20 protein-coding genes and 3 pseudogenes are annotated in these 26,210 nt (G+C 72.7%); 13 read left to right on the plus strand and 10 right to left on the minus strand.

The features are described 5' to 3' along the window. Nucleotides 1-20 precede the first annotated feature (20 nt). From gcvH to G7070_RS15730, 7 genes are all read left to right on the plus strand, one after another. Nucleotides 21-401 carry a glycine cleavage system protein GcvH gene (gene gcvH / locus G7070_RS15700; RefSeq protein WP_246227162.1) on the plus strand — a complete coding sequence of 127 codons (381 nt, stop codon included), beginning with the start codon at nucleotides 21-23 and terminating at the stop codon, nucleotides 399-401. 62 nt (nucleotides 402-463) lie between these two features. Beyond that, the gene (locus G7070_RS15705; RefSeq protein WP_166234517.1) at nucleotides 464-958 is read left to right on the plus strand and encodes an FHA domain-containing protein; all 495 of its coding nucleotides are present in this window, start codon (nucleotides 464-466) and stop codon (nucleotides 956-958) included. Further along, nucleotides 959-1,651 (plus strand): transcriptional regulator FtsR, encoded by a 693-nt coding sequence (ftsR, locus tag G7070_RS15710; RefSeq protein WP_166234518.1) that lies wholly within the window; start codon nucleotides 959-961, stop codon nucleotides 1,649-1,651. A 14-nt stretch (nucleotides 1,652-1,665) separates the two neighbouring features. After that, on the plus strand, nucleotides 1,666-2,184 hold the full coding sequence (locus G7070_RS15715) for a bifunctional nuclease family protein (protein ID WP_166234519.1): 519 nt from the start codon (nucleotides 1,666-1,668) through the stop codon (nucleotides 2,182-2,184). A gap of 114 nt (nucleotides 2,185-2,298) precedes the next feature. Further along, on the plus strand, nucleotides 2,299-2,874 hold the full coding sequence (locus G7070_RS15720; RefSeq protein WP_166234520.1) for a MerR family transcriptional regulator: 576 nt from the start codon (nucleotides 2,299-2,301) through the stop codon (nucleotides 2,872-2,874). A gap of 106 nt (nucleotides 2,875-2,980) precedes the next feature. Further along, nucleotides 2,981-5,824, plus strand: coding sequence for an aminomethyl-transferring glycine dehydrogenase (gene gcvP, locus G7070_RS15725; protein ID WP_166234521.1), 2,844 nt, complete (start codon nucleotides 2,981-2,983; stop codon nucleotides 5,822-5,824). 58 nt (nucleotides 5,825-5,882) lie between these two features. Beyond that, nucleotides 5,883-7,001, plus strand: coding sequence for a YhjD/YihY/BrkB family envelope integrity protein (locus G7070_RS15730; RefSeq protein WP_166234522.1), 1,119 nt, complete (start codon nucleotides 5,883-5,885; stop codon nucleotides 6,999-7,001). Nucleotides 7,002-7,111: 110 nt separating this feature from the next. Here G7070_RS15730 and G7070_RS15735 read toward each other — a convergent pair whose 3' ends face one another. After that, nucleotides 7,112-8,338, minus strand: coding sequence for a pyrophosphate--fructose-6-phosphate 1-phosphotransferase (locus G7070_RS15735; RefSeq protein ID WP_166234523.1), 1,227 nt, complete (start codon nucleotides 8,336-8,338; stop codon nucleotides 7,112-7,114). Between the two features lie 234 nt (nucleotides 8,339-8,572). On the opposite strand from G7070_RS15735, the gene G7070_RS15740 reads away from it, so the two are divergent. Then, nucleotides 8,573-8,968, plus strand: coding sequence for a pilus assembly protein TadG-related protein (locus tag G7070_RS15740; RefSeq protein WP_166234524.1), 396 nt, complete (start codon nucleotides 8,573-8,575; stop codon nucleotides 8,966-8,968). A gap of 24 nt (nucleotides 8,969-8,992) precedes the next feature. On the opposite strand, the gene G7070_RS15745 is transcribed toward G7070_RS15740, so the two are convergent. Both G7070_RS15745 and G7070_RS18080 read right to left on the minus strand, forming a co-directional pair. Continuing rightward, nucleotides 8,993-9,757 carry an aminotransferase class I/II-fold pyridoxal phosphate-dependent enzyme gene (locus G7070_RS15745; protein WP_206079830.1) on the minus strand — a complete coding sequence of 255 codons (765 nt, stop codon included), beginning with the start codon at nucleotides 9,755-9,757 and terminating at the stop codon, nucleotides 8,993-8,995. Beyond that, the gene (locus G7070_RS18080; RefSeq protein ID WP_206079831.1) at nucleotides 9,754-10,116 is read right to left on the minus strand and encodes a beta C-S lyase family protein; all 363 of its coding nucleotides are present in this window, start codon (nucleotides 10,114-10,116) and stop codon (nucleotides 9,754-9,756) included. Before G7070_RS18080 ends, G7070_RS15745 begins: the two co-directional genes overlap by 4 nt. Nucleotides 10,117-10,248: 132 nt before the next feature. On the opposite strand from G7070_RS18080, the gene G7070_RS15750 reads away from it, so the two are divergent. Continuing rightward, nucleotides 10,249-11,001: a CPBP family intramembrane glutamic endopeptidase gene (locus tag G7070_RS15750; RefSeq protein ID WP_166234525.1), complete on the plus strand. Its 753-nt coding sequence runs from the start codon at nucleotides 10,249-10,251 to the stop codon at nucleotides 10,999-11,001. Nucleotides 11,002-11,038: 37 nt separating this feature from the next. After that, nucleotides 11,039-11,662: an L-threonylcarbamoyladenylate synthase gene (locus G7070_RS15755; protein ID WP_166234526.1), complete on the plus strand. Its 624-nt coding sequence runs from the start codon at nucleotides 11,039-11,041 to the stop codon at nucleotides 11,660-11,662. Nucleotides 11,663-11,669: 7 nt separating this feature from the next. Here the strand turns inward: G7070_RS15755 and ppk2 are convergent, their stop codons facing one another. Beyond that, the gene (gene ppk2 / locus G7070_RS15760) at nucleotides 11,670-12,491 is read right to left on the minus strand and encodes a polyphosphate kinase 2 (protein WP_166235391.1); all 822 of its coding nucleotides are present in this window, start codon (nucleotides 12,489-12,491) and stop codon (nucleotides 11,670-11,672) included. A 149-nt stretch (nucleotides 12,492-12,640) separates the two neighbouring features. Next, nucleotides 12,641-14,146, minus strand: coding sequence for an Hsp70 family protein (locus G7070_RS15765; protein WP_166234527.1), 1,506 nt, complete (start codon nucleotides 14,144-14,146; stop codon nucleotides 12,641-12,643). A gap of 131 nt (nucleotides 14,147-14,277) precedes the next feature. Here G7070_RS15765 and G7070_RS15770 point away from each other — a divergent pair, with 131 nt between their 5' ends. Then, nucleotides 14,278-16,758, plus strand: a complete 2,481-nt coding sequence (locus G7070_RS15770; protein ID WP_166234528.1) for a hypothetical protein — start codon at nucleotides 14,278-14,280, stop codon at nucleotides 16,756-16,758. Between the two features lie 29 nt (nucleotides 16,759-16,787). Here G7070_RS15770 and G7070_RS20055 read toward each other — a convergent pair. The 3 genes and pseudogenes from G7070_RS20055 to G7070_RS15790 all read right to left on the minus strand — a co-directional run bounded on the left by G7070_RS20055 (nucleotide 16,788) and on the right by G7070_RS15790 (nucleotide 20,380). After that, nucleotides 16,788-17,788: pseudogene (locus G7070_RS20055) on the minus strand (PAC2 family protein). Between the two features lie 181 nt (nucleotides 17,789-17,969). Continuing rightward, nucleotides 17,970-18,680, minus strand: a complete 711-nt coding sequence (locus tag G7070_RS15785; protein ID WP_166234531.1) for a DoxX family protein — start codon at nucleotides 18,678-18,680, stop codon at nucleotides 17,970-17,972. Nucleotides 18,681-18,724: 44 nt separating this feature from the next. Further along, a complete protein-coding gene (locus G7070_RS15790; RefSeq protein ID WP_206079832.1) occupies nucleotides 18,725-20,380 on the minus strand; it encodes a gamma-glutamyltransferase family protein in 1,656 nt (551 codons plus the stop codon). A 51-nt stretch (nucleotides 20,381-20,431) separates the two neighbouring features. Here G7070_RS15790 and G7070_RS15795 point away from each other — a divergent pair, with 51 nt between their 5' ends. Further along, complete coding sequence (locus G7070_RS15795; protein ID WP_166234532.1) at nucleotides 20,432-20,947, plus strand: ferritin; 516 nt, start codon at nucleotides 20,432-20,434, stop codon at nucleotides 20,945-20,947. A 146-nt stretch (nucleotides 20,948-21,093) separates the two neighbouring features. Here the strand turns inward: G7070_RS15795 and treS are convergent. Further along, nucleotides 21,094-23,214, minus strand: a pseudogene (gene treS / locus G7070_RS15800) (maltose alpha-D-glucosyltransferase); the annotation flags it as partial. Between the two features lie 40 nt (nucleotides 23,215-23,254). Between treS and G7070_RS15805 the strand changes: the two are divergent. Next, the gene (locus tag G7070_RS15805; RefSeq protein ID WP_166234533.1) at nucleotides 23,255-23,830 is read left to right on the plus strand and encodes a P-loop NTPase family protein; all 576 of its coding nucleotides are present in this window, start codon (nucleotides 23,255-23,257) and stop codon (nucleotides 23,828-23,830) included. On the opposite strand, the pseudogene G7070_RS15810 reads toward G7070_RS15805, so the two are convergent. Beyond that, nucleotides 23,818-26,176: pseudogene (locus tag G7070_RS15810) on the minus strand (ATP-binding cassette domain-containing protein). The gene G7070_RS15805 and the pseudogene G7070_RS15810 overlap by 13 nt on opposite strands. Nucleotides 26,177-26,210: the final 34 nt, after the last annotated feature.

Raw genomic sequence — 26,210 nt, forward strand, 5'->3', positions numbered from 1 at the left:
GGCCGACAGGAGGAGGAGACGTGTTCCCCGAGGATCTTCGCTACACCGACAAGCACGAGTGGGTCCGCGCCGGCAACGGTGACACCGTGCGCATCGGCATCACCAGCTTCGCCGCCGAGGCGCTGGGTGACATCGTGTACATCACGCTGCCGCAGGTGGGCGAGGAGGTCGCCGCCGAGGACACGGTCGCCGAGGTCGAGTCCACCAAGAACGTGTCCGAGGTGTACGCGCCGCTGTCGGGCGTCATCACCGCCGTGAACGAGCAGCTCACCGACGCCCCCGACACCGTCAACGCGGATCCGTTCGGCGACGGCTGGTTGTTCGAGATGGAGCTGACCGATCCCGGCCAGCTCGACGACCTGCTGGACGCCGACGGTTACGCGGCGGTCGCGGGGGAGTAGTGTGGTGGGCTCCGCCCCGGTGCGCCGGGGCGCCGCCATGCTGATGATCTGAGGGGAGTGCCATGTTCCGGTGTCCAGAGTGCGGCCACGAAACCGCGGAGGCCGTCAACTTCTGCCCGAACTGCGGCGCTGCCCTGAAGTCGAGCACGGGGGACACGACCCGCGTCATCTCCATCCCGCCGCAGCTCAGCGAGGATTCCGGCGAGCACACCGACCCGCACCTGCCCGCACTGGCCGACGTGCCGCCGGGCGCGTCCGTGCTCGTGGTGGTGCGCGGCCCCAACGTGGGCGCGACGGTCCTGCTGGACCAGGAGACCATCACCGCGGGGCGGCACCCGCAGTCCGACATCTTCCTCGACGACGTGACGGTGTCCCGCCACCACGCCAAGTTCACCGAGCGCGGCGGCCATCACTGGGTCGGCGACCTGAACAGCCTGAACGGGACCTACGTCAACCGGACGCTGATCGACGGCGAGGTCGCGCTGCGTCCCGGCGACGAGGTGCAGATCGGGAAGTTCCGCCTGGCCTACCTGGTGGCGCCGACCGGGCGTAGCTAGATGCCCGCTCCCAGCACGCGGAGCATCGGGCAGGTCCTCAAGGTGCTCAAGGAGGACTTCGAGGACATCAGCATCTCCAAGATCCGCTTCCTCGAGGGCGAGGGCCTGGTCTCACCCGAGCGTGCACCGTCGGGCTACCGGCGGTATTCGGAGCAGGACGTGGCGCGGCTGCGCTACATCCTGGAGGTGCAGCAGAAGCACTACCTGCCGCTGAAGGTGATCCGGGAGCACCTGGAGAAGCTGGACGCCGGCGAGCAACCCGTCACCGCCTCGGCCGCCGAGCCGCCGCCGCTCGAGCCCGTGGTCACCCCCACGCCGCCCGAGCGGCAACCCCCGGCCAAGCGACCCATCAACATCTCGCGCCGGGAACTGCTGCGGCTCTCGGGGCTCTCGGACGCGCAACTCTCGGAGCTGGAGCGGCACGCGCTGGTCCTGCCGCGGCGCGGCTCGGTGCAGTACGGGCGCGACGCCCTCACCGTCGCCGTCGCCGCCCGCAAGCTCGCCGTCTACGGCATGGACGCCCGTCACCTGCGCGCCATCAAGCAGGCCGCCGAGCGGGAGGCGTCCCTCATCGACCAGAGTCTCGCCGCGCACGGTCGCCGCCGCCCCGGTTCTCGACAGGCGGTGGTCGACGTGATGCAGTTGGTGCTGCACGCGCACGCGGCGCTGCTGCGCTCCTCGATCACGTCGTGAACGGAGGCGGACCCATGATCCCGATGATCTTCAGCGAGGTGCGCGTCACGGCGGTTGCCGACTCGCCGCTGCTGCTGCTGCGGGAGGCGCGCGGCGAGCGCTACCTGCCGATCTGGATCAGCGCTGCCGGCGCCAACTCGATCCTGTCCGCGCTGGAGGACGCCCCCGACGACAACCCGGGCACGCACGACTTCATCATCGAGGCGCTGGCCGCGCTGGACGCGGTCGTCACCGAGGTGCACATCCTCGACATCGTGGAGGGGGTGTACACCGCGGCCGCCGTGGTGTCGGGGCACACCGTCCCGTGCCGCGCCTCGGACGGCGTCGCGCTGGCGCTGCGCTGCGGCGCGACCGTCTTGGCGCGCGAGGAGGTGCTCGACAAGGCGGGCACGACCGTCGCCGCCGACGTGCCCGAGGCGAGCCTGGGGGGCGGCTCCGACGAACAGATGGAGCAGTTCCGCGCGTTCCTCGACACCATCAACCCCGAGGACTTCGAGGCCGGCCCCGCGGGCGACGGCGACGAGCAACCCTGAGTCGACGCTTGAGGGTTGCGGCGGTGTCGGCCCCGTCGCGGCGTGTCGGGGAACTGGGCGGACGCCGACCGCTACCGTCATACTGGATCGAGGACGAAGGACCACGCAGGAGGCATGGTGAACGCATCGGAGGCCAAGGTGCCGAGCACGGCGGGGCTGCAGGACGTCCTCTTCGAGGGCGATTTCGCACCCATGCCCGAGGACATCGGCTTCCGCGGTCCGATCGCCTGCAACGCCGCCGGGATCACCTACCGGCAGCTCGACTACTGGGCCCGCACCGGGCTGGTGGTGCCGAGCATCAAGGCCGCGGACGGGTCGGGCACCCACCGGCTGTACGGCTTCCGCGACATCCTCATGCTCAAGGTCGTCAAGCGGCTGCTCGACGTGGGCATCTCGCTGCAGCAGATCCGGGCCGCGATCCTGCACCTGCGCGAGCGCGGCGTCGAGGATCTCACCTCCGTCACCCTCATGAGCGACGGCGTCTCGGTGTACGAGGCCATCTCCGATGAGGAGATCATCGACCTGGTCCACGGCGGCCAGGGCGTCTTCGCCATCGCCCTGGGGCGCGTCTGGCACGACCTGGAGGGCAACCTCGCGGCGCTGCCGACCGAGCGCGCCGTCGAGCAGCCGGCCGCGCCCACCCGCGTCGACGAACTCGCGGCCCGGCGCGCCGCCCGCACCGCGGGCTGACGCGTCCCGCGCCGTGGCCGAAGCACTCCCGGCCGCGCGATAGGTTGGGGGCAGTCTCTCCACCCGGGTGGCAGGCGCCCGGCCCCGGCGAGGCGAGGAGTGAGCCATGGAACCGTTCGAGATCCGTCACCTCGGCCCCGACGCCGCCGACCGCGAGGCGATGCTGCGGCGCGTGGGTCACACGAGCCTGGACGCGCTGACGGACACGGCTCTGCCCGACGACATCACGATGAGCGAGCCGCTCGAACTGGCGCCCGCGGCGTCCGAGGCCGGCATCCAGGCCGAACTGCAGCGCATGGCCGCGGCCAACCACCCGGGGCGCGCGATGATCGGGCTGGGCTACCACGGCACCCTCACCCCCGCGGTGATCCGCCGCACGGTGCTGGAGAACCCCGCCTGGTACACCGCCTACACCCCCTACCAGCCCGAGATCAGCCAGGGCCGCCTGGAGATGCTGCTCACCTTCCAGACCGTCATCACCGACCTCACGGGGCTGCCGTCGGCGGGGGCCTCGCTGCTGGACGAGGGCACCGCGGTGGCCGAGGCGGTCGGCGTGGCGCGCCGCAAGCAGCGCAAGGGCTCCGTCGTCCTGGTCGACGAGGGGATCCTGCCGCAGTCGCTCGCGGTGCTGCACACCCGGGCCCGCGCGCTGGGCATCGAGGTCGTCGTCACCTCCGACCCGCTGGAGGGCCTGCAGCGCCACGACGCGTTCGCGGTCGTCCTGCAGACCCCGGACGCCGACGGCTCGGTCCGTTCGGTCGAGGAACTCACCACGATCGCCGCCAAGGCGCACGAGAACGACGCGCTGGTCATCGCCGCCGCCGACCTGCTGGCGCTGACGCTGCTGCCCGCGCCTGCGTCCTGGGGGGCCGACATCGCCGTGGGGTCGACCCAGCGCTTCGGCGTCCCGCTGTTCTACGGCGGGCCGCACGCCGGCTACATCGCCGTGGGGGAGGGGATGGAGCGGCAGCTGCCGGGCCGCCTGGTCGGGTTGTCGCAGGATCGACACGGGACGCCGGCGTTCCGGCTGGCCCTGCAGACCCGGGAGCAGCACATCCGGCGCGAGAAGGCCACCTCGAACATCTGCACCGCCCAGGTGCTGCTGGCCGTCGTCGCGGCCTCCTACGCCGTCTACCACGGCCCCGAGGGCCTGCGCGGGATCGCGTCCGACGTCGCCCGCAACGCGCGGCGCCTGGCCGCGGCGATCACCACCGCCGGCCACCCGCTGGTTTCGGACACCTTCTTCGACACGCTCACCGTGCACACCCAGGGCGCCGCCCCGCGGTACGTGCGCGCCGCCCGCGAGCGCGGCATCCACCTGAGGTTCGTCGACCTGGACCACGTCGGCATCAGCGTCGGCGAGGACGCGACCGAGGCGGACCTGGCGGCCGTCGCGGCCGTCTTCGGCGGGGCGCTCACCGACGCCGAGGCCGGGTCGCTGGGCCAGCCCGAGCGCGAGCCCGGCTACCTCGGCCACCCCGTGTTCCACCGCTACCGGTCCGAGACCGAGATGATGCGCTACCTGCGCGCCCTGGCCGACCGCGACTTCGCCCTGGACAAGGGCATGATCCCGCTGGGCTCGTGCACGATGAAGCTCAACCCGGCCGCCGCGCTGGAGCCGATCAGCTACCCCGGCTTCGCGAACCTGCACCCCTTCGTGCCGGCCGCGGACGCCCAGGGCTACGCCGAGCTGATCGCCGACCTGGAGGCGCAGTTGGTCGCCATCACCGGCTACGACCGGGTCAGCCTGCAGCCCAACGCGGGCAGCCAGGGCGAGTTCGCCGGCCTGATGGCGGTCCGCTCGTTCCACGAGGCTAACGGGCAGCCCGAACGGACCGTCTGCCTCATCCCCGCCTCCGCGCACGGCACCAACGCGGCGTCCGCGGCCATGGCCGGCATGGACGTCGTGGTGGTGAAGACGGCCGAGGACGGCTCGATCGACTTCGAGGACCTGACCGCGAAGATCGACAAGCACGCCGACAAGCTCGCCGTCATCATGATCACCTACCCCTCGACGCACGGCGTCTACGAGGCGCGGGTGCGGGAGCTGTGCGAGCTCGTGCACGCCGCCGGGGGCCAGGTGTACGTCGACGGGGCCAACCTCAACGCGCTGATGGGCCTGGCGCAGCCGGGCAAGTTCGGCGCCGACGTCAGCCACCTCAACCTGCACAAGACGTTCGCCATCCCGCACGGCGGCGGCGGCCCCGGCGTCGGCCCGGTCGCCGTCCGCGAGCACCTGGCGCCGTACCTGCCCAACCACCCGCTCGTGCCGGACGCGGGCCCCGTGACCTCCTACGGCCCGATCTCGGCCGCCCCCTACGGCTCGGCGGGCATCCTGCCCATCTCGTACGCGTTCATCGCGATGATGGGCCCCGCGCTGCGGGAGGCGTCCCAGGGCGCGGTGCTGGCCGCGAACTACGTGGCCGCCCGGCTGTCCGAGCGCTACCCGATCCTGTACACCGGCGAGGGCGGCCTGGTCGCGCACGAGTGCATCGTGGACCTGCGCCCGCTCACCAAGCGCACGGGCGTGACGGTCGACGACGTCGCGAAGCGGCTGATCGACTACGGCTTCCACGCGCCGACGATGAGCTTCCCGGTCGCGGGCACCCTGATGGTGGAGCCCACCGAATCGGAGTCGCTGGCCGAACTGGACCGGTTCTGCGAGGCGATGCTGTCGATCGCGGACGAGGCCGAGCGGGTCGCGTCGGGGGAGTGGCCGGCCGACGACAACCCGCTGCACAACGCCCCGCACACGCTGGCCGAGGTGACCGCCGACGCGTGGGACCACCCCTACCCGCGCAGCCTCGCCGCGCACCCGGCGGGCGTGAAGCTCGGCGCGGTGTCCACGGGCGCCCGCGACCGCTACTGGCCGGCCGTGGCCCGCATCGACGGCGCGTTCGGCGACCGGAACCTGGTCTGCTCCTGCCCGCCGATGGACTCCTACCAGTGACGGCCGCGCGCCCCGCGGGTGGGTGACCGCGGGGCGCGCCGCCGTTAGGGTGTTCGGCATGGTCGAACGCCTGCAACGCCTCCTGCAGATCCCCTGGATCGCTCACCTCGTCCGCACTTTCGAGCGGTTCGGGCAACGGTTGGGGTCCCAGTTCGCCGCCGCGATCACCTACTTCTCGGTGCTGTCGCTGGTGCCCATCCTCATGGTGGCGTTCGCGATCCTCGGCCTGACGCTGACGGTCTTCATCCCCGACGTCCTGGACCAGGTCAGCGCCTGGATCAAGGACGCGGTCGCGGGCCAGGGCGAGCTGGGCGAACAGCTCGCCGAGGTCGTCAACCAGGCCCTGCAGGGCTGGCGCGCCATCCTGGGCGTCGGCCTGGTGGTGGCGCTGTGGTCGGGCGCGAACTGGGTGAACAACATCCGGCAGGCGGTGCACGCCCAGATGCGGCCGGTGTTCGACATGACCGAGCAGAAGACCAACATCGTCGTGCAGACGCTGATCAACATCGGCATCCTGCTGGGGCTGTTCCTGCTGGTCGGCGTCATGATGGCGCTCAGCACCGTGGCCACGGGCGCGCGGGACGCCGTCGTCGCCTGGCTCAAGCTGGAGGGGACGATCTGGGCGGGGCTGCTGGCCTGGGCGCCGCTGCTGGGCATGCTGCTGGCCGGCTACGTGCTGTTCGTGTTCATGTTCGCGGTGTTCACCGAGCGCGGCTTCCCCAAGCGCCTGATCGCCAAGGGCGCGGTGATCGGAGCGGTGGGCACGACGATCCTGCTGTGGGCCGCCGGGTTCGTCGTCGGGATCTTCTCCAACAACGCGGCGGCGGCGGTCTTCGGCAGCGTCATCATCGTGATGCTGTACTTCAACCTGTTCGCCACGCTCACGCTGATCGTGGCGGCGTGGATCGCCACCGACACCAGCCAGCTCGTGGCCGAGCCCGAGATCGTCCTGACCGACGACGCCGCCCGCACCCCGTCGAACTACGCCAGCAAGGAACTCGTCGCGATCCTGCGGGCCGGCGAGGAGCGCGCGCGGCAGGATCGGGTCCCGCGCGAGGCGGCGGTGACCGCCGCTCGGGTGAGCGGGGGAGTCGGCGCCGCCGTGGGGGCGGCCGTGGTGGGCGTCATGGCGACGATCGCCGCGGTCGTGTCCGGGCTCCTGGCCCGCCGCTCCTAGCCGCGGACGCCGGCGGCCGGCGCTCGCGCGTGGCGCCAGCGACCCTGACCGGACGCACGCGTGGCGCGCACCCGCGAGGGGTACGCGCCACGGCGGTGAGGTCGAACGGGTCAGTGCTCCGCGGGCGGCGCGGCGACCGGGGCCGCCTGGCCGATGGCGGCGAGCAGGTCGAGGTACCAGTCCTGACCGATGTCGAACGGCTTGCCGCCCTTGATCCGGGAGAACTCGATGCAGCGCAGCTCGTCGCCCTGCTCCTCGTCCTGGCCCACGAGGCCCGGCTCGCCGCGCAGGGCGGCGTCCACGGCGAAGGTGGCCATGGTGTCGATGAGGTCCAGGTCGAACTGATCCGAGGCCGCCGACCGGGCGAAGTAGCCCGACTTCTGCACCAGGGTCTTCTCCGCGCCCAGCTTCTTGGCGAACTGCTCGCCGAACCAGGCGCCCGGGTTCACCTTGTCGAGGCGGATGTGGCCGAAGGCGTCCCGGGCGATCTCCTCGCCGGCGGCCTCCATCTCGGCCACGATGCTCTCCACGCCCGCGCCTTCGGAGATGAACAGGTTGACGCAGCCCACCTCGTCCATGATCGCGGTCAGGCGCTGCGCCTCCGCGGCGATGTCGATGACGGCCTCGGGCACGTAGACGCCGTGGATGTCCCAGGCGCGCTTGTCCAGGCCGATCGCCGGCACCCAGGTCTGCTCGTCGAGCCACTCCCGGTACTTGCGCGCCGTGGCGGCGGTCAGCCAGCCGCAGTTGCGGCCCATGATCTCGTGCACGATCAGCATCCGGCCGCTGGCGTTGTGCTCGGCCAGCACGTTCTGCGCGAACTGCGAGCCCTCCTCGGCGGCGGTGTCGGCGCCCAGGCTCTGCCGGATCGGGATGATGTCGTTGTCGATGGTCTTGGGCAGCCCGACGACGGTGAGCTCGTAGTCGTGCTCGTGCAGGTACTGCGCCAGGTCGGCCGCGGTCGTGTTGGTGTCGTCGCCGCCGATGGTGTGCAGGATCGTGACGCCGTCGGCGACCAGGCGGTCGGCGGCGAACTTCAGCGGGTCGGCGCCCTCGGGCACCAGGCCGCGCTTGACCAGGTCCTTGGTGTTGGTCAGCTTGACGCGGCTGTTGCCGATGGGGGACCCCCCGAAGCGGCGCAGGACGTCGGCGTTCGCGCGGACCTCGTCGGTCACCTCCAGGGCGTCCCCGGTCAGGAGCCCCTGGTAGCCGTTGCGGTAGGCGATGATCGGCACCTCGGGGGCCAGCTCGGTGTAGCGGCTGATCAGCGAACCGATCGCGGTGGACAGACACGGGGCGAAACCACCGGCGGTGAGCAGTGCGACCTTCTGAGTCATCGGGGACCTCTCGCGTGAGACGACAATCGGGTGGCGCGCACGCGCGCCGCTCGTCCCAGCCTATTGCCGTCCGAGCCGATCCGCTCGCCCGCGCCAGGATCGCAGGGCCGGCGTCCTGCGGCGGCTGCGTGGGCCCCCGTGGGCGCTGAACCGGTCGCCGGGCTGTGGATGACCCGCGCGGCGCGGGCGGCCGGGTGGCACGATGGTGCCGTTCCACCCCCGAAGGAGCCTGCCATGGCATCACCCCGCCCCGACGAGCGCGGCCAGTCACTCTCGGCCCTGGTCGCGGTCGTCCTGCTCGCCCTGTTCCTGGTGACCGGCCTCGTCGTCGACGGCGGGCGTCAGGTCGCCGCGGCACGGGAGGCCGAGGCGGGTGCCGCGCAGGCTGCCCGCGCGGCCGCCGACGAGAGCACCGTGGCGCGCGCCGCCGGCGCGCCGTCCGACCTCGGCGCGGTCCGGGCCGCGGGGCAGCGCGTCTTGGCGGAGCGAGGGCTGGCCGGCGACGTGCGCATCGAGGGCGGCCAGATCCACGTGCGCGCCGAGACGCGCAGCCCGACCGTGTTCCTGTCGGTGCTCGGCATCGGCTCGGTCGGCGGCAGCGGGGAGGCGACCGCCTCGCTGCTGGACTGACGCGCGCCGCCGGGCTCCGCGTGGCTAGACGCTGGCCGCCATCGCGGCCACGGCCCGCTCGATGAGCTCCGGGTTCGCCGCCAGGTTCAGCCGCACGAAGCTCTCGTAGCCCGGGCCGAAGGTGGCGCCGTCGTTGAGGGCGACGCGGGCACGCTCGACGAAGTGCTGCGCCGGGTGGGCGAGCCCCAGCGCGGAGCAGTCCAGCCAGGCGAGGTAGGTGCCCGGCTGCCGCTGCCAGGTGATGCCCTCCAGGCGCTCGGCGAGCAGGCGCGCCAGGAGGCCCTTGTTGGCGGCGACCTCGGTCATCACCTCGTCCACCCAGTCCTGGGCGTGCACCAGCGCCGCGGTGTGGGCGAGCGTCGCGAGTTGTCCGGTGGACTGGTTGGCCAGCGGGGGGAGCCGGTCGAGAGCGCCGAGGGCGTCCGTGCCGGCGATGTAGAGCCCGCCCTTGAACGCGGCCAGGTTCCAGCCCTTGCCCGCGGAGAACGCCACCACGGCGTTCTGCGCCTCGGGCAGAGCCAGGATCGGGGTGAAGCGGGCGCCGGGGTCGACCAGCACGGCGTGGATCTCGTCCACGACCAGCAGGACGTCGTGCTCGCGGCACAGCCGCGCCACCGCCGTGAGCTCCTCGGCGGTGTGCACCGTTCCCGTCGGGTTGTGCGGGGAGCACAGCAGGTACGCCGTCGGCCGCTCCGGTCCGGCGAACGCCTCGGCGAGGGCGGCCAGGTCGAGGCGGCCCTCCCCAGTGAGCGGCACCTGCGTGATGTGCCGGCCGTAGCCCTCGATCACCTGCCAGAACGGGGGTACACCGGCGGGTTGATGACGATGTGGTCCCCGGGTGCGGTGTTGCCCAGCAGCAGCCCGAGGATAGCGTTCATGACGTCACCCGCACGGCGCAGTTGGGTATCGGCGGGCCGCCAGCCCCAGCGGCGCTCGGCCATGGCGGCGTACGCGTCGGCGTACTGCGTCCCGAACGGGTAGCCCGTGTCGCCGGCGTCCATGGCCGCGGCCACGGCGTCCCGGACGGCCGGGTGCGGCAGGACGTCCATCTCGGCGACGAACAGCGGCAGGACATCGTCGGGGTAGGACCGCCACTTCAGCGACGTGCGCGCCCGCAGCTGCGATTCGGACAGGTTGAACAGCGACATGCCCGCATTCTTCCACGCGTCTTGGGTGGGTTCGGGCCCGCCACATCGTCGACGGACGCCGCGGGCGGGCCGTCCCAGGGACTCCCGCGAAGGCATCTTGTTTCCAAACACGAAAGTAGTTACTGTGAAGCCATGAACAAGACCGGTCACCCCCACGACGCCACCCCGACGGCGGTCGCGTCCGTCCCCGCCTCCACGGCGCTGGCGCTGCTGTTCCTGCGCCCCTTTCTGCTGTTCTGCTCGTTCGCCGTCCTGTGGCTGATGCCGTCGGCGAGCGGCGATCCGGGCGACAACCTCCTGTGGCAAAACGTCGCGATCGTCGGCGTCGACCTGGTGTCGCTGGCCGTGGCGACGGCGATCCTGCGCCGGCACGGCGGCACGCTGCGCGGCCTCATCAGCCCGCGGGTGGCCGATGTCGGCTGGGGCCTGCTCGCCGCCGTGATCGCGATCGCTGGCTTCTTCGCCGCCTCGTTCGTGGCCAACTTCATCGCCTACGGCGGGCCGCCCCCCGCCCCGACGGGCGCCGCCCCCACCATCCCGCTGTGGTTCGGCCTGTGGTGCCTGCTGGTGATGCCCGTCACCATCGCCGTCGCCGAAGAGGTCGTCTACCGCGGCGTGGGCCAGGGTGCCCTGTCGGCGCACTGGGGCCGCTGGGCGGGGCTGCTGGTGATGGCGGCGGTCTTCGGCCTGCAGCACCTGGCTCTGACCCCGCCCGACCCGCAGGCCTGGGTGGCGCGCTACCTGACCACGTTCCTGGCCGGGTTGATGTTCGGCTTGCTGTACTGGTGGTTCAAGCGCCTGAGCCCCCTCATCGTCGGGCACTGGCTGCTGGACGTCCTCGGGCTCGGCCTGCCGATGTTCCTGGCGGCGACAGCCGCCCTGTGACCCCCTGGGTCGAGCCTGGCGGGCCTAGGGTGGTGCCATGGCCCGCTACTTCGACGTCCACCCCGCCAATCCGCAAGCCCGCTCGCTGGCCCAGGTCGCGCAGATCATCCGGGACGGCGGCCTGGTCGTGTACCCGACCGACTCCGGCTTCGCGCTGGGCTGCTCGCTCGGCAACGCCGACGGCCTCGCCCGCATCCGCAGCATCCGGCACCTCGACCGCCACCACCACTTCACCCTGGTCTGTTCCGAGTTCGGGCAGTTGGGGCAGTACGTCGAGATGGGCAACGACGTGTTCCGCGCCATCAAGGCGAACACGCCCGGCCCCTACACGTTCATCCTGCGGGGCACGCGGGAGGCGCCCAAGGTGATGCTGCAGGAGAAGAAGCGCACCGTGGGCGTCCGGATCCCCGACCACGTCACCGCGCGTGCGCTGCTCGACGAGTTGGGCGAGCCGCTCATGTCCAGCACGCTGATCCTGCCGGACTCCGAGGACGCCCCCACCGACGGCTGGGCGATCGCGGAGGCGCTGGAGCACCAGGTGGACGCGGTGCTCGACTCCGGCGACGTGGGCGTCGGCCCGACCACGGTGATCGACTTCACCGCCGAGGACGACCCGATCCTGCGGCGCGGCGCCGGCGACACCGCGCCGTTCGAGGAGTGAGCCCGGCTCAGTCCTCCGGGTCCCGGTAGGGCGGCCGCTTCCCGCCCGAAGTCAGCGTCGCTGCGTAGTCGGGGACCTCGAGTTGCAGCGACCGCTCGGTGCGCCGGTAGCCGGTGCTCGGCGGACGCTCCGGCAGTTCCAGCGTCGGTCGCTCCACCGGCTCGTAGGGGATCGACGCCAGCAGGTGCTGGATCATGTTGAGCCGCGCGCGCCGCTTGTCCTCGGCCTCCACGACGTTCCAGCGGGCCGGCTGGACGTCGGTGTGGACGAACATCTCGTCCTTCGCGCGGCTGTAGTCCTCCCAGCGCGCCAGCGACTGCACGTCGGTGGGGGAGAGCTTCCACTGCCGCATCGGGTCGGTGAGCCGGGAGCGGAACCGCTTCTCCTGCTCCTTGTCCGAGACGGAGAACCAGTACTTGCGCAGCATGATGCCGTCGTCGATGAGCATCCGCTCGAAGATCGGGCACTGCCGCAGGAAGCGGATGTGCTCCTCGGCGGTGCAGTAGCCCATCACCTTCTCCACGCCGGCGCGGTTGTACCAGGACCGGTCGAAGAACCGGATCTCGCCGGCGGCGGGCAGGTGCTCCACGTAGCGCTGGAAGTACCACTGCGTGCGCTGCCGCTCGGTCGGGGCCGGGAGCGCGACGACACTGGCGACGCGCGGGTTCAGGTACTCGGTGATCCGCTTGATCGCCCCGCCCTTGCCGGCGGCGTCGCGCCCCTCGAAGATCACCACGATCCGGGCGCCGGCGCTGCGCACCCACTCCTGCATCTCGACGAGCTCGGACTGCAGCCGGCTCAGCTCAGCCTCGTACAGGGACTTGGGCAGCTTCTTGGGGCCATCGCCCCATTCTGACGCGCCCGGGCGCCGCGCGCACCCGTTCCGGGTGGGCGGTTCCGACGCTCACCGCGGCGGGAAGGGGCGGCTGGGCGGCTCACCTCCCGCACGCCGACGGCGGGCGCGGAAGCCTGAAGGCGTCAGGCCGACGTCCCCAACCGGCGCGTCACGGAGTAACCGTCCTCGAGGTCGGTGAGCGTCGCCGTGATGACGCCGCGGGCGTCCACGCGGTACTCCTCCTGGATCAGCGGGCCCTCCCCGGTCCGCACGACCGGGATCCCGGCCGGGTCGGCGGCGTCGCGCAGCGTGCGGTCGAAGGGGAAGAACACCGGCTCGAGCGGGACGACGTCGCCGGTCGGCTCGCCCGAGGCGCCCAGCCGTGCGTGCTCCACGAAGCGGAAGACGCCCAGGTTGTGGGCGGCCCGGTAGCGGCGGGTGACCGTGACCTCCGCGTCGGGGCTGGTGCGCTGGTCGCGGCGGATCAGCGGGTCGAAGGCGAGTTGCGCGCCGGCGTCCGCGTCCCGGAAGACGCCGAAGCCGCGCGAGAGCCGGTCGGTGAGCCGGAACCCCGACTCGGGATCGGCGGCGATCGCCAGCCCGATCGCTGTGGACGCCGCGGCGTGCGGCGAGCGCTTCACCCGCCGCCCGAAGCGTGCCCGCAGCTCGCGGGCCACGAGCGGCAGCTCGGAGGAGCCTCCCACGAGGTAGAGCCCGGCGACCTGGGCGGCCTCGAGCCCGGCGGCGTCGGCGCTGCCCAGCAGCGGCTCGAGCGCCTCGACGGTGCGGGCGATCAGCGGGGCGGCCGCGGCGTAGAAGTCGTCGACGTCCACCACGACGTCGGTCGTCCCCACCCGCAACGGGATGCGGCGCGACTGCGGCGACAGCGACTCCTTCGCCGCCCGGGCCTCATCCAGGAGCGCGGTCGAACCGGCCGCGTCGAGGACGGGGTCCCCGGCGGCGGCGCGCGCCAGGTCGGCCAGGACGGCGTCCAGGTCGTCTCCGCCGAGCCGGTTGATGCCGAGGGAGGACTCCACCTCGTGGGCCAGGTCGGCCACCTGGACCAGCGACGCGTCGAACGTCCCGCCGCCGAGGTCGTAGACGACGACGCGGGTGCGCCGCGCGTTCAGCGTGCGGGCCTGGCGGTGCGTGTACTCGAACGCGGCGGCCGAGGGCTCGTTCAGCAACCCCACCACGGTGAAGCCGGCGGCGGCGAAGGCGTCCAGGGTGAGGAGCCGCTGCGCGGAGTGCGCGTGGGCCGGGACGGCGACCATGGCCTCCAGCGGCGCCTCCGGATCCACGTCGGCGAGCGTGGACGCCGAGGCGAGCGCCTCGCGCAGCGCGCGCAGGAATCCGGTCACGAGGTCCGCGAGCGGGACGTCCGCCTCCCCGACCCGCACGGTCGCGTCGGGGCGGACGCTGCCCGCCGCCAGCGCGCGCTTGAACGAGCGCACCAGCGGCGCGCCCGCCCGCGCGGCCGCGAGGGCGTCGAAGCCGAAGACGAGGCGACCCTCGACCAGGGCGGCGACCGAGGGGAAGTGGTCGACGCTGTCGCCGTGCTGATCCTCGAACGACACGACCGGGTAGTTGCCGCGGTCGACGACCGAGACGATCGTCCTGGTGGTGCCGAAGTCGATGCCGAGTCTCATGCCTGCGAGGCTAACCCGACAACGCGCCCGGCTGACGCCCCACCGGCAGGACTGGACGCCGCCGGCACCACCGTCGATCCCGTGCTGGGCACCCGGGTTCGGAGGCGCTGCCGCCGGTAGCCTTGCTGGGCATGACCCGCCCCCACGTCGTGACGCTGCTCCTGCGCTGGCTGACGCTGCCCGTCCATCCCGCCGACCTCGGGCGCGAGCACGACGCCCTGGTCGACGCCCTGCTGGACTCGCCGGAGCGCGAGACCGCGCACGCGCACGCCCTCGGAACGCTGCTGGCAGCGACCACGGGGGAGGAGCCGCCGCCCGGCCACCCGGCCGCCGACGACCTCGGGACGGCGCTGTCGCTGCTGACCCGCGCGGAGGCGGCCGCGATCGCGGCGGCGCGATCCCAGGAGGAGGCCGACGCGCGCGGCGGGTCGGTCCCACCGTCCGACGCCGTGGCCTCCCTGGCCGCGCAGCTGGACGCGCTGGCGTCCCGCTCCTTCGAACTGTCCGATCTCGGGCTGGCGCGCCCCCTGCAGGCCCAGGCCCGCCTGTGGCTGGTGGGCGCCGCCCAGGACCCGCTCGCGCCGGCCACGCTCACGCTCCTGCGGCAAGCGATCGGCGACGTCGAGGGGGAGCGGCACCGCCGGGTGCTGGGCCAGAGCTTCGCCGTCCTGGCGCGGGCCGCCGCCGCGGGCGGCCGGGCCGACCTGTGGCAGGACGCCGTCGAGATGCTCGACGCCCGGCTCGGCCCGCTGATGCCCCGCGATCTGGCCTGGTGGGTGGCCGGCTGGGCGAGGCAGGTCGTGCGGCTCGACTCCCGCTGGTTCCGGGCGCAGCGGACGCGGGAGCAGGCCGAGGCGCTGCTGGCGCCCGCGCTGGCGTCCGGCACGCCGGTGGAGGTCGAGCGGGCCGAGGCCGTCCGGGTCGAGCTCGGCGTCGCGTACGCCCTCAACCGGGACCACGACGAGCGGCCCTTCCTCGACGTCCTGGACGAGGTGACCGCGGGGCTGATCGCCGACCTGGGCACCGCGCCGGCGCGCGAGCACATCCTGTCGCGATCCGCCGCGCTCGCGCTGCGCGCCCCGTCCCGGCCCGAGCGGATCTCCACCGCGTTGACCGCGTGGCTGGACGCGGCCCGGGCCCGCGGCCCCCTCGGCCCGGAACTGATCGAGCAGTACCGCAGCCATCTCGAGCGGCTGGATGCGGCCCGGGACGGCACGTCGCCGGGGCAGGATTCCCAGGGCGACGCCGCCGACCTGCCGCCCGACGCGGTGCCGGGCGTACCGGCCGGGCTGTACTCGCCGCACGCGGGCGTCCGGGTGCGCACCCTGCGCAGCCAGTTCGGAGCCTGGGCCTTCATGACCGCCAACGCGTCGGAGGGGGACGCCTTCTACGAGGCGGTGCCGATCCTCGCCGAGTTGTACACGCGGGGGATCGCCGACCCCGTGGAGGACGTCCGGGAGGAGGCCGTGGTCTTCGCCCGGCGCCTGATCTACGGCTACAGCCACCGGGGGCGCAACCCGGACGGCATGACCTGGGTGCGGCGGGTCATCGCCGACACGGCCGGGATGACGTCGATCCGCTGCCACCGCGCCCACGTGCTGGCGCTGGCCGACTACCGCACGATGGACACCGACCGGCTGGCGATCCTGGCCGCCAACGATCGCCTGGACGCCGCCCTGGTCGGATCCCAGGCCGACTACGCGATCTGCCAGCGGGCCCTGCTCGCTCTGTGGCGGATGCGGGAGATGGACGACGACGACCCCGACAAGGTCTGGGCCAGCGAGCGGGTCGTCCCGATGCTCGTGGAGAGCATCGACAACGACGAGTACGAGCAGCACGACTGGCCCGACCTGATCCGCACGCAGGCACGGTGGCTGATGTACCGGCACATCCAGGCCGAGCGGTGGGACGACGCGTTCCGCAACGCGCGCACCTACGCCCAGTGGATGGACGCCGAGCCCGACACCGAGCAGCTGCGCGTGGTGGGGATCTACCACCTGGGGGAGTTCGCGGCGCTGGCGGGCGACCCGGCCTCCCCGCACCGCGACGAGGCCCTGGCGATGATGGACACCGCCCGGCGGATCCTCGCGAAGGAAGATCCAGACGTGCTGGCGATCCACGAGGCCAGGGCGACGATCCAGATGGCCGGCGCCACCTGGGGCCGGGATCGCTCCCTCGCGCTGGCCGAGTTCGACCGCGGGCTCGGGATGGGTGTGCGTGCGCTGCCCCACGATCCCGACGGGACCCACCAGTTGGCCTCGTGGATGACCGCCTGGGGGCGCTGGGCCTTCATCGAGGCCGAGCGTTGGGACTCGGGGGATCACGACGGCACCGAGCGGCCCTACACCGACACGGCGCGGGCGGCGCTGCTCTACCTGCGGCATCGCCTCCACGCCATCGACCCGGAGGCCGAGGCCCACACGCGCGATCTGGTCCGGCTCGCGGCGCACCCTGGCACGTTCCTGACCTCGCAGAGCGACGACGACGTCCGGGAGCTGTACGCCCTGCTCGTCCCGCTGCTGGACGACCGACGCGACGGCGCGGACGCCGCCAAGGTGCGCGAGCTGGCCAAGAAGGCGGGACGCCGCGGGCGCGGCTGGTTCGGCCGCTGAGCGACGAAGGAGGGCAGCCGCGAGGGGCCTCAGCCGTCCTGCGGATCGGCCGGGCCCCGGTCCTCGGATCCGGGGTCGGCGTCCGTCTCAGGCCCGTCGAGGCCCGTGGTGTCGGGGTCCGCGGCGTCCGGGGCGTCGTCCCCGAGCCCGGCGAGGAAGTCCTCGAACTGGCGTCCGATCTCGTCGGCCGACGGCAGGGACTCGCTGCGCGTGCTGCGGAGGCTGCGCTCCGACATGAAGCGCTCGTAGTTCTCCTCCAGCGTGCGCACCATCTCGGTGAGCTCCTCCGAGGCCTGCACCTGCTGGTCGATCTGGGCGCGGACCAGGCTCGCGGCCAGGTCGAAGCCCCCGGTCGGCAGCGCCAGGTGCGTCCCGGCCTTCAGGGCCTTCATGAGCGCGCCGGCGGCGGCCGGGTAGTCGGCGTCCGCGATGTAGTGCGGGACGTGCGCGAGCAGCCCCGTCACGGGGTGGCCTGCCTCGCCGAGCCGCAGGGTCAGGACGCTGGGGAAGGACGCCTTCAGCGCGAACGTGCCGAGCATCAGGTCCTCCTCGGCGACGCGGTCGGGCTCGCCGGCGTACTGCGTGACGGCCACGGGACGGGTGTGGGGGCCGGCGCCGGGATCGCCTGGACGAGCACGGTGCTACGGACGTCCAACTGCTCGATGACGTGCGTGACGCCGGCGGCGAGCCGCTCCCACTGGAAGGACGGCTCGGGTCCGTTGAGCAGCAGGAAGTCCCGGCCATCGGCGTCGGTCACGAGGTGGAGTGCGATCTCCGGCTTGGCGTAGCTGTCGAAGTGGTCGCGGTCGAACACGATCTCCGGCCGGCGCCCGCCGTAGTCGATGAGCTGGTCGGCGTCGAAGCGGCCCAGCAGGCGGTTGGGCAGCTGATCCAGGAGGTGGGCGTCGACCATGCGCTGGGCGTGCCCCGCGTCGAGGTAGCTGCCGAGGGTCACGACGAGGGTGTCGGCGTGCAGACGGCGCTGGTCGACGTGTGGCTCCCACGTGAACAGGCTGATGGGGTCGAGCATGAGGAAGCTCCCCTCCGTTCCGGTCTGGCTGCTGGTGCTGATCTTCTCCTCAACGCCGGTGGGCGGGCCGGCATTCCGGGTTCTCCCACGGCGAACGGCGCCGGCACGTCGTCGTGCCGGGCGCGCGCGTCGGCGTCCGCGGCCGGGGCGCACCGCTCGGCCGCGGCCGACGGCGGATGGCTCAGCCGCGCCGCGCGTACCGCTTGGTGACGCGCCGGTCGGCCGCCCGCTCCCGACGGTCGGTGCCCAGGCCGTGATCGACCGACACCCGGCCGGCGCCGGTGAACACCAGGGGCAGCGCCAAAGCGCCGTACAGCAGAGCCCCCTCGTTGGCCAGCCCGCCCGTGGCGGCGTCCAGCACCGGCGCGCCGGTCCACAGCCCGAGCCCGTAGAGCAGCCCCATGATCGCGGCGAGCAGGAGCGCCGAGAACCGGGTGAAGAGGCCGACGGCGATCAGGACGGGCAGCACCACCCCGGCGGCGCCGAGGGCGACCGCGGCGATGTCCGGCGCCTGGTTCAGGAGGGGGAGCTCGCGCATCTGCGCCGTCAGCGGGCCCAGGTGCATGAGCTGGTAGAGGCCGCGCAGCACCAGCGGCAGGATCATCAGGCGCAGCAGGAGCAGACCCAGGTCGGTGAGGCGCCGGTTCTGCATGCGCTCGAGTTCGTAGGCGTATTCGGGCAGGTCGCGGGGATCCACGTCCGCCGCGTCCCGCTCGGGCGGCCGGGGCGGCGGCGTCTGCTGCAGGGCGGCGACGTCCATCACCTGCGTGCGCTCCGCCGGGGTCTCGAAGGCCGGCGCCACGTACGGCACCGACTGCGTGGCCTCCGTGCCGATCACGACGGTCGGCTCGTTGTCGTCCTCGCGTCGCCCCATGGGCTGCCACTCACTCATCATTCCCCCTGACTTCGCGGCGTCCTTGCCCGGAGGCTACCGCGTCACCAGCCCAGCGGGTAGGCGTCCGCGCGGGGCTCGGACCCGGCGACCAGCGTCCCGTTCTCCAGGCGCCAGATGGCCTGGCCCCGACCGAACGTGGTGGCCCGGTCGGTGGCGAGCGCGTCGTGGCCGCGGGCGGCGAGCGCCGCCACCACCGGGGTCCCGGCCGTCGACTCGACGTCGACCCGCCCCGTCTCCGCGTCCCAGAACCAGCGCGGACGCCCCAGGGCGGTCTGCGGGTCGTCGCCGTGCTCGACGGCGTCCAGGACCACCTGGACGTGGCCCTGGGCCTGCATGTGGCCGCCCATGACACCGAACGGCCCGACGGGTTCGCCGCCGCGGGTCAGGAAGCCGGGGATGATCGTGTGGAAGGGCCGCTTGCCGGGCGCGAGTTCGTTGGGATGCCCGGGCTCCAGCGAGAAGCCCCAGCCGCGGTTCTGCAGCGAGATCCCGGTCCCCGGGACGACGATGCCCGCCCCGAAGCCGGCGAAGTTGGACTGGATGAAGCTGACCTGGTTGCCCTCGTCGTCGGCGGTGCACAGGTAGACGGTGTCCGAGGAACGCGGGTCGACCGCGACCGGGCGGTGGGCCCGCTCGCCGAGGGCGGCGCGGCGGCGTCCGATGTGCGCGTCGGCCAGGAGCGCGGCGGTCGGCACGTCGGCGTGCGCGGGGTCGGCCACGAACGCGTGCGTGTCGACCAGCGCCGCCTTGACGGCCTCGATGGCCCGGTGCCACGAGGCCGGACGCGGCGGGGCGTCGGCGGCGGCGACCCCGGGCGCGCCGAACGGCGCCACGTCGGCGGGATCGTGCCCGTCCAGGATCCGCAGCGCGATGAGCGCGGCGATGCCCTGACCGTTCGGCGGGATCTCCCACACCTCGTGGTCCCGGTACGACACGCCGATCGGATCGACCCACTCCGAGCGGTGCGCGGCGAGATCGTCGGCGTCCAGGAAGCCGCCGGTGGCCGCGGCGAACGCGACGAGGCGGTCGGCGGCGGCGCCGGTGTAGAGGTCCTCGCCGCGGCTCGCCCCGAGCGCCCGCAGGGTCGCCGCCGTGGTCGCCGAGCGCCACACCTCCCCGATGGCCGGGGCGCGCCCGAGCGGGGCGAAGTGCGGCAGGAAGGCGTCCTCGGCGGGGTCGTGGTGCGCGCCGCGGCGGGCCTCGGCGAGCGCGACGGCGCGTTCCCACGCGGCCGCCACGACGCCGGAGACCGCGAACCCCTCCTCGGCCAGGACGGCCGCGGGCTCGAGCAGCGCGGCGAAGTCCAGGCGGCCGAAGCGGGCGTGCAGATCGGCCCACGCGCGCACCGCCCCGGGGACCGTCACCGCGTCCCAGCCGTGCTGCGGCATGGCGGTGCGGCCGGCGTCGACCAGATCCCGCGCGGTGCGGCGCCGGGTGGAGCGGCCCGAGCCGTTGAGGCCGTGGGGGCGTCCGTCGTGCCAGACCAGCGCGAACGCGTCCGAGCCCAGGCCGTTGCTGCACGGCTCCACCACGGTGAGGGCGGCGGCGGTGGCGATGGCGGCGTCCACGGCGTTGCCTCCGGCCTGCAGGACCGAGAGACCCACCTGCGCCGCCAGCGGCTGGGAGGTGGCGACGGCGCCGCGTCGCGCGAAGACCGGTTGGCGGCGTCCCGCGACGCCGAGCGGGGACAGATGCACGGCAGGCAGGCTACCTTGTGGGGCGCCCCGCCCGATGGAAGAGTTGTGGGCATGAAGCTCACCGACAAGTTGTCCCACGCGTTCGACCAGCAGATCACGCTGGAACTCTCCGCCGCGGTCGTCTACCGGCAGCTCTCCATCGCCATGGGGGTGGCCGACCTGCCCGGCCTGGCGCAGTGGCTGCGCGCCCAGTCCGACGAGGAGGTCGTGCACGCCGACAAGTTCATCACCCACGTGGTCGACCGGCAGGGCTCGCCCAAGATCGGCGCGATCGAGGCGCCGAAGGTGAAGGCCGACGCGACCCCGCAGGACGTCTTCGCCGCCGCGCTGGCGCACGAGGAGAAGGTGTCGGAGGCCATCCGCAACCTGTACCGCCTCGCCGACGCCGAGGGCGACCTCGACAGCCGGCCGCTGCTCAACTGGTTCCTGGATGAGCAGATCGAGGAGGAGGCGACGGTGGGGGAGATCCTCGCCCAGATCAAGATGGTGGGCGACGACGGCCCCGGGCTGCTGCGCCTGGACGCCGAGCTCGGACGCCGCACCGGCGGGGGCGCCGAGGAGGCCTGAGCCCGCGCCCGGGCATCCGGTGCGGCTAGGACGCCCGGATGCCCAGCGCCAGCCCCCGAAGGGTCCCAGCGCCACGCTGAAGCCCCCAGATCGTCGACCTCGCCGACCGGCTCGCCGGTGGCGAGGTCGACGACCGTCCCGGCCGGCAGTTCCTCGCTCTGGACGCGGGCGTCCAGGGCCTCCTCGGAGAAGTTGAGGACGGTCACCTCCGTCGAGCCGTCGCCCAGCCGGTTCACCATCACCAGCACGCTGCGGTGGCCGACCTCGGGGATGTCGACGAGTTCGCCCGTCGCCACCCCGGACTGGCGGCGCACCTCCAGGATGCGCGCCAGCCGCGAGACGAACGAGTCCGGGTCCTCCAGTTGCTCGGGCAGCCCGCCGTACAGCGTCCGGGCGCGCGGCATGCCCGCCCCGGACTTCACCAGCTCCGGTGAGGCGTCCATCAGGTCGTAGGCGCCGCGCTCGATCCAGCGGGTGTCGCCGTCGGCGATCAGGCCGCGCACCTGGCTGCGCTCCAGCGGCAGCGCGCCGACCAGATCCCAGCCGGACAACGCGATGACGCCGGGCTGGTAGGCGTTGTACATGCACAGCAGCAGGTGGGCGTCCCGGATGCGGGCCACGTCGTCGGCGCCGATCTCGTTCAGGTCGGTGATGCCCAGCGTCGCGGTGATGATGGACGCGGTGGTGCAGGCGATCCCGTTCTGCGTGAACACCGCGTTGTAGGGGGCCGCCTCGCCGGTGAGGGTGTCGCGCATCGTCTGGCGGACGTGCTCGGCCAACTCGGCCCCGGTCATGTCCCGACCGCCGAAGCTGAACGTCTCCTCGGCGTGGCCGTGCGCGAAGTGCATGAGCTCGTAGGTGAGTTCGTCGTGGTTCTGCAGGGCGTGCACCAGGGAGGCCTGGTCGATGCCGCGATCCAGCGCCTCGCGCAGCGTGAGCCGCAGGAACTCAGTGTCGCCGGTGGCCATCGCCACCTGGTAGGCGGGGCGGGTGATGAAGTCGTAGCTGAGGTCGGGGCCGACCGAGCCGGTGTTCTTGATGTCGTCGATGGTGAGGTTGAGCTCCTGGAAGGTGAAGCCGCCGACCTTGCGCACCATCGACCCGATGAGCTGGTTGGCCGCCTGGGACAGCGGGTGGCCCTCCGACCAGGCCGGGGCGAGGTCCACCGACTTCTCCACCCCGAGGAAGCCGTTGGCGTCCAAGCGCAGGCCGCCCGAGCCCAGGTCGAGCAGGGAGTGCAGCGCGTCGCCCATGACCAGACGCATGCCGGCGAACGTCGGGTCCAGCCAGTTGATGGACGGCTGGCCCTCCTTGAAGTAGTGCAGGTAGACCCAGCGCCGCTGGACGCCGCGGTGATCGTGGATCGGGGGCGTCACCGACCAGTTGGTCTCCTTGACGCCGGGCTCGTAGAAGATGACCCGCTGCAACTCGCCGATGATGTAGCCCGCCTCGGCGAGGGCGCGCTCGGTCGCCGGGTCGAGGTTGACAGCGTCGCGCCCCTCGGGGACGTCGGGCAGCAGGTGCCAGGCGTCCCGGGGGATGTCGATGAGGTGGTAGATGCCGGGGTAGTCGCCGTAGTTGAGTTCGGCGAGCCGGAAGTCGGCGCCCTTCCCGGTGTGCCCCGGGACGATGTCGTCGATGACGGTGCCGCCGTGGGCCGCGGCGGTCTCCGTCATGTCGCGGAACTCCTCCTCGGTCCCGAACAGCGGGTCGATGGCCATGCTGATCCGGTCGAAGTGGCCGTCGATGGAGGGGGTCTGCTCCCAGCCGGAGATGCCGCCGGCGAGCTTGACCGGGCCGGTGTGGATGCCCTCGATGCCGATGCGCTCGAAGGCGTCCCACAGCGCCTCGTCGCCCAGCGCGCCGAGGAACGACTGCCCGTGCGCACTGATGAGGCTGAGCGGGTACGCCGTGTACCAGACCGACGCCTGCTCGACCGCGCCGCGGGGGTTGGGCGCCGCGAACGCGTTCGCCCACATCAGGTGGTGGCCGGCCAACTGCCGCCCGAGCGTGGAGGCGTCCGAGAGCATCGACTGCTCCTCCAGCCACTGCACGTAGGCGTGGTTGCGTCCGTCGGCGGCGAACGGCGGCGCGGGCAGTTCCGAGCCGGCGTGCTGCCGCTTGGCCGGTGGACGCAGCCGGGCGGGCCGGGCGTCGAACCGTTGCTGGTCGAAGTTGATCTCGGCCGTGACATCGTCGTCCGCGGGCTCGTCGAGGGGCCGCTGCTGCTCGTTCGTCGTGGTCACCGCACCACCGTAGCCAGCCATCGCCGCTCACAGAACGTTCGCGCGCCGCTATTGTGCAGGAATGCCCGCCGCGACCCTGGCCGACGTTATGCGCGCCCGCCGGATCCTGGTGTACGGCTGCACCGGGTCGGGCAAGTCGACCCTGGCGCTGGCGTTGGGCCGACTCCGGGGCCTGCAAGTCACGCTGATCGACGAACTGACCTGGGAGCCGGGCTGGGTCTCGACGCCGCCGCAGGAGAGGGACGCCCGCGTGCTGCCCCGCTACGCCGCGGAGGAGTGGGTGATCGACACCGCCTACGGGGTCCATCGCCACGCGGCCCACGCGCGCGCCGACGTGATCGTCGGGCTCGACTACCCGCGGGTGCTGTCGCTGGGCCGGCTGCTGCGCCGCACCGCCCGCCGGATCGTGCGGCGCGAGCCCTGCTGCAACGGCAACATCGAGACGCTGGGGAGGACGCTGTCGCGGGACTCGATCATCGCCTGGCACTTCCGCTCGTGGGCGCGCAAGCGCGCGGTGATGCGCGGCTGGGCCGCCGCGGCCGAGGGGACGCCCGTGCTGCTGCTGGATCGCCCCCGGGACGCCGACCAGCTGCTCGCCGCGCTCGCCGCGGGTGCGGGTTCGGGTCAGCCCACGTAGTCGGCCAGGTGCCGGCCCGTCAGCGTGGGGCGTCCGGCCACGAGGTCGGCGGGCGTGCCCTCGAACACGACCGTGCCACCGTCGTACCCGGCGCCGGGGCCGAGGTCGATGATCCAGTCGGCGTGCGCCATCACCGCCTGGTGGTGCTCGATCACGATGACGGACTTGCCCGCCTCCACCAGGCGGTCCAGCAGCCCCAGGAGTTGTTCGACGTCGGCCAGGTGTAGTCCGGTGGTCGGCTCGTCGAGGATGTACACCCCGCCCTTCTCGCCCAGGTGGGTGGCGAGCTTGAGGCGCTGCCGTTCGCCCCCGAGAGGGTGGTGAGCGGCTGGCCGAGCGTGAGGTACCCCAGACCCACGTCGTCGAGCCGGCCGAGGATGGTGGCGGCGGCCGGGGTGCGCGCCTCGCCCTCGGCGAAGAACGCCCGGGCCTCGGCGACCGGCATCCGCAGCACCTGCGAGATGTCCCGGCCCCCGAGCTTGTACTCGAGCACTTCGGCCATGAACCGCCTGCCCTCGCACACCTCGCACACGCTGGAGACGGTCGCCATGAACCCCAGGTCGGTGAAGACGACGCCGGCGCCGTTGCAGGTCGGGCAGGCGCCCTCGGAGTTGGGGAGAACAGCGCCGGCTTCACGCCGTTGGCCTTGGCGAACGCCTTGCGGATCGGGTCCAGCAGGCCCGTGTAGGTCGCCGGGTTGCTGCGTCGGCTGCCCTTGATGGCGCCCTGGTCGATCGTGACGACGCCCTCGCGTCCGGCGACCGACCCGTGGATGAGCGAGCTCTTGCCCGAGCCGGCCACCCCGGTCACCACGACCAGGACGCCGAGGGGGATGTCCACGTCGACGTCGCGCAGGTTGTGGGTGTTCGCGCCGCGCACCCCGAGGGTGCCCGTCGGCGTCCGGACGGCGTCCTTGAGCCGCGCGCGGTCGTCCAGGTGCGTCCCGGTGAGGGTGCCGCTGGCCCGCAGGCCCGCCAGGTCGCCCTGGAACACGATCTCGCCGCCGCCGCTGCCGGCACGCGGGCCGAGGTCGACGACGTGGTCGGCGATCGCGATCGCCTCGGGCTTGTGCTCGACCACCAGCACGGTGTTGCCCTTGTCGCGCAGGCGGACCAGCAGTTCGTTCATCCGCTGGATGTCGTGCGGGTGCAGCCCGACGGTCGGCTCGTCGAAGACGTAGGTGACGTCGGTGAGCGACGAACCCAGGTGACGCACCATCTTGGTGCGCTGCGCCTCGCCGCCCGAGAGCGTCCCGGCCGGCCGGTCGAGGCTGAGGTAGCCCAGACCGATCTCGACGAACGAGTCCAGCAGGGAGGTCAGCGCGTCGGTGAGCGGCTTTGCGTCCGGTGCGTCCAGGTCGCGGATCCACGCGGCCAGGTCGGAGACCTGCATGGCGCACAGGTCGGCGATGTTCCGGCCGGCGATCCGGGACGACCGCGCCGGGGCGGCCAGCCGGGTGCCCTCGCACTCGGGGCAGGAGGCGAACTTCACCGCTCGCTCCACGAAGGCGCGGATGTGCGGCTGCATCTGCTCGGGGTCCTTGGACAGCATCGACTTGCTGATCTTGGGGATCAGCCCCTCGTAGGTGAGGTTGATGCCCTCGACCTTGATCTTGGTGGGCTCCTTGTGGAGCAGGTCGTGGAGTTCGCGCTTGCCGTAGTCCTTCAGCGGCTTGTCCGGATCGAAGAAGCCCGAGCCGATGTAGATGCGGCCGTACCAGCCGTCCATGCTGTAGCCGGGCACCTTGAACGGCCCCTGCCGCAGCGACAGGTCGCCGTCGTAGACCTCGGTCAGGTCGATGTCGGAGACGTTGCCGGTGCCCTCGCAGCGCGGGCACATGCCGCCGACCAGGGTGAACGTCCGCTTCTCGACGCGCGAACCGGCGCCCTTGTCGACCTTGACGCCGCCCTGCCCGGTGACCGAGGGGACGTTGAACGAGTAGGCCTGTGGGGAGCCGATGTGCGGGTCGCCGAGCCGGCTGAACAGCAGCCGCAGCAGCGCGTTCGCGTCGGTGGCCGTGCCGAGGGTCGAGCGGATGTTGGGGCTCATCCGCTCCTGGTCGACGATGATCGCGGTCGTGAGGCCCTCGAGCATGTCCACGTCCGGACGGTCGAGGGTGGCCATGAAGCCCTGCACGAACGCCGGGTAGGTCTCGTTGATCATGCGTTGGGACTCGGCCGCGATCGTGTCGAACACCAGCGAGCTCTTGCCCGATCCGGAGACGCCGGTGAAGACGGTCAGGCGCCGCTTGGGGATGTCCAGGGAGACGTCCTTGAGGTTGTTCTCCCGGGCGCCCCGCACCCGGATCACGTCGTGGGAGTCGGCCACGTGTTCGCGTTCACTCACAGCGCACCAGGGTAGGGCACGGCGCGGACGCCGC

The sequence above is a fragment of the Propioniciclava coleopterorum genome (assembly GCF_011393335.1).
GTDB lineage: Bacteria > Actinomycetota > Actinomycetes > Propionibacteriales > Propionibacteriaceae > Propioniciclava > Propioniciclava coleopterorum.

Coding starts and splice junctions, on each gene's coding strand:
- G7070_RS15770 (WP_166234528.1), top strand. CDS start 14,278: ATGACCCGCCCCCACGTCGTGACGCTGCTCCTGCGCTGGCTGACGCTG.
- G7070_RS15720 (WP_166234520.1), top strand. CDS start 2,299: ATGGTGAACGCATCGGAGGCCAAGGTGCCGAGCACGGCGGGGCTGCAG.
- G7070_RS15740 (WP_166234524.1), top strand. CDS start 8,573: ATGGCATCACCCCGCCCCGACGAGCGCGGCCAGTCACTCTCGGCCCTG.
- G7070_RS15750 (WP_166234525.1), top strand. CDS start 10,249: ATGAACAAGACCGGTCACCCCCACGACGCCACCCCGACGGCGGTCGCG.
- G7070_RS15715 (WP_166234519.1), top strand. CDS start 1,666: ATGATCCCGATGATCTTCAGCGAGGTGCGCGTCACGGCGGTTGCCGAC.
- G7070_RS15805 (WP_166234533.1), top strand. CDS start 23,255: ATGCCCGCCGCGACCCTGGCCGACGTTATGCGCGCCCGCCGGATCCTG.
- gcvP (WP_166234521.1), top strand. CDS start 2,981: ATGGAACCGTTCGAGATCCGTCACCTCGGCCCCGACGCCGCCGACCGC.
- G7070_RS15705 (WP_166234517.1), top strand. CDS start 464: ATGTTCCGGTGTCCAGAGTGCGGCCACGAAACCGCGGAGGCCGTCAAC.
- G7070_RS15755 (WP_166234526.1), top strand. CDS start 11,039: ATGGCCCGCTACTTCGACGTCCACCCCGCCAATCCGCAAGCCCGCTCG.
- G7070_RS18080 (WP_206079831.1), bottom strand. CDS start 10,116: ATGTCGCTGTTCAACCTGTCCGAATCGCAGCTGCGGGCGCGCACGTCG.
- G7070_RS15735 (WP_166234523.1), bottom strand. CDS start 8,338: ATGACTCAGAAGGTCGCACTGCTCACCGCCGGTGGTTTCGCCCCGTGT.
- ftsR (WP_166234518.1), top strand. CDS start 959: ATGCCCGCTCCCAGCACGCGGAGCATCGGGCAGGTCCTCAAGGTGCTC.
- G7070_RS15785 (WP_166234531.1), bottom strand. CDS start 18,680: ATGAGTGAGTGGCAGCCCATGGGGCGACGCGAGGACGACAACGAGCCG.
- G7070_RS15765 (WP_166234527.1), bottom strand. CDS start 14,146: ATGAGACTCGGCATCGACTTCGGCACCACCAGGACGATCGTCTCGGTC.
- G7070_RS15730 (WP_166234522.1), top strand. CDS start 5,883: ATGGTCGAACGCCTGCAACGCCTCCTGCAGATCCCCTGGATCGCTCAC.
- G7070_RS15795 (WP_166234532.1), top strand. CDS start 20,432: ATGAAGCTCACCGACAAGTTGTCCCACGCGTTCGACCAGCAGATCACG.